At 35.7% G+C, this 2,540-nt stretch carries 1 protein-coding gene and 1 pseudogene; both read left to right on the top strand.

What is annotated here, in order from left to right:
* Positions 1–1,851: S-layer homology domain-containing protein (locus PLH43_RS13520; protein WP_324363985.1), on the top strand; the 1,851-nt coding region annotated here is incomplete at its 5' end.
* Between the two features lie 370 nt (positions 1,852–2,221).
* Positions 2,222–2,482 (top strand): annotated as a pseudogene (locus PLH43_RS13525) (phospho-sugar mutase); the annotation flags it as partial.
* Positions 2,483–2,540 lie beyond the last annotated feature (58 nt).

The raw sequence follows: 2,540 nt of genomic DNA on the forward strand, positions 1-2,540 counted from the left end.
GCCCAATTTGAGCATGTTGAGAAACACCCGCTAAAACTAAAGGCTAATATTGGAGGTAAGATTACCAGTGTAGAAGGATTCTATACAGTAGGCACTGAAATTGCTGTTGTAGCTGAAGCTGACTATGGATATGTATTTAAGAACTGGACTTCATCCGATGGAGGTACTTTTGAGGATGAAAACAGTGCAACTACTACATTTACTATGCCTGATAACGAAACAACTTTAATTGCAAATTTTGAAAGAATCCCGGGAATATATTTTTTCAAGGTTGTTGCAGGTAAAGGTGGAACGGTTAATACAGTAGCAGGCAGTGTTTACTCGGAAGGTGATACAATTGAGTTGGAAGCAACACCCTATAGCGGTTATCGCTTTAATAAATGGACATCATCCGATGGTGGAACATTCGAAGATGCTAAAAGTCCAAAAACAATATTTACAATGCCTGCAAACGACACAACCATAACGGCAAACTTTGAGTCCATCGATAAGGATAGCGGTTCTAAAGGCAGTAGCGGAAAAATTATTGTTACAGATAATACACCTTTGTCAACAGGCGTGTCATGGTCAACTGTTATTAATCAAATTAACAGGGCAAAGGATGGAGAAATTATAACAGTAGATATGGAAAATGAAACGGAACTGCCTTCTGATGTATTGAATGCACTTACAGGAAAGAATGTTACACTTGTTCTGGATATGGGGAAATATACGTGGTCTATAAACGGTAAAAATGTAGCAAACGTTCCATCATATACGACCAATTTCAACCTTAAGATTTATAAAATTGAAGACAGTAATCTTTCGAAATTGGCAAATAACAAAGACATTGTCATATTAGAAGCTTATATCAAGGGTGGTTATCCGTTTACGGCAACAATAAAATGGAACGTGGGAGCAGAGCAAAATAGTAATCGTGTTTACTTAAGTAGATATAATGAATCCAAAAATCATTTGGAATATCTTGAAGAGTTGCGAATAGATGAAAGAAACGACGTAGAATTTGTCTTTGACAGCACTTATAAATACTTGCTTACTGAACAAGCGGTGGGTGTTTTAGAGTTAAAGAGCGATGAAATACCCGGTAATATTGGAGTACCAAATATTATCCAAGCTCCAAAAGATATCCGTGTTACTAAAAAAACAAATACTCAAACGGGCGAAGAATTATATTCCTTTGTGCCTTATCTGATAGAAAACAACAAAGCAATGTTGATTAAATGGAGCAGCATTATTGACAACAGTGTATCGTTCATATCATCAAAGGACGGCTATTATCAATATCGTAGCAATAAAAAGGTATTTGATGATATAAAAGGACACTGGGCAGAAAATGCAATTGTGGCAATAACCTCAAGAGAACTCTTTTCGGGTGTGGGCGAGGGCAAATTTGACCCGAATGGAGGTATGACTAGAGCAATGTTTGCTACTGTATTGGCAAACCTTGAGGGAGCCGATTTGTCCGAGTATAAAACTTCTCCATTTATCGATGTGGATGCCGATTCTTGGTTTGCAGCATCTGTGGCTTGGGCGGATGACAAAGGCATTATGAAAGGTTACGGTGATGGATTGTTTGGTCCAAATGAACTTATTACTCGTGAGCAAATGGCTGTCATACTAAGTAATTATATGAATTATAAAGGTATTACCCTTCCGTTAGTTGACAGTGCTTCTCCTTTTGGTGATGATGAGCAAATAAGTAGTTGGGCTAGAAGCTCGGTAACTAAAATGAAATGTCTGGGGCTTATAAAAGGCGTAGGCAATAATGAATTTGCACCGAAAGATACTGTGACTAGGGCTAGTGTGGCACAATTGTTATTGAACCTTATAAATGCTGTAATAGGCAAATAAAGAGCAATAATGCGAAGAAGCTATTGTGCTAAAAAAAGCATAATAGCTTCTTTTTAGGGGCTTTCGAACGAAGTGAAAGCCGCAAAATCGAAGGGGTTCGATGTCCCTGAGATTTTATTGTAACTTTTATTTTACATCATACATTTTAAGGGTATAATTATTATGAAGAAAAAATTTTGAAAAAACTCAATTTTACGGAACAATTTCTTTGCATTGTGGCATATAATCGGATTTATGTTTACAGTTGTAAAATTGAGCAAATATGGTATACTAGTTACTGAAAAATTGAACCATTAATATAATAAATATAAAGGTATAAATTTAAAAAATTACATTTAATTTTAGAAAATATGATAGAGGAGAGTAATATATGTCAAGTAATGCAATGTATAAATTTTGGCTAGGAAATGAATATTTTGATGAGAAAACCAGGGAAGAACTGCAAAAGATAAAAGACGATCCTAAAGAAATTGAAGATAGATTTTACAAATATCTTGATTTCGGTACCGGAGGACTGAGAGGACTTATTGGGGCAGGTACGAACAGAATGAATATCTATACTGTAAGAAGAGCGAGTCAAGGTTTGGCCGACTTTGTAAACAGTATAGGTGCAGCCGATAGAGGAATTGTCATAGATAGATAGGTATTTGCTTTTTTCATAATATCATATAAAATTCTGTTTTTCACTA

The sequence above is a fragment of the Acetivibrio sp. genome, from assembly GCF_035371925.1.
Classification (GTDB): domain Bacteria; phylum Bacillota; class Clostridia; order Acetivibrionales; family Acetivibrionaceae; genus Hungateiclostridium.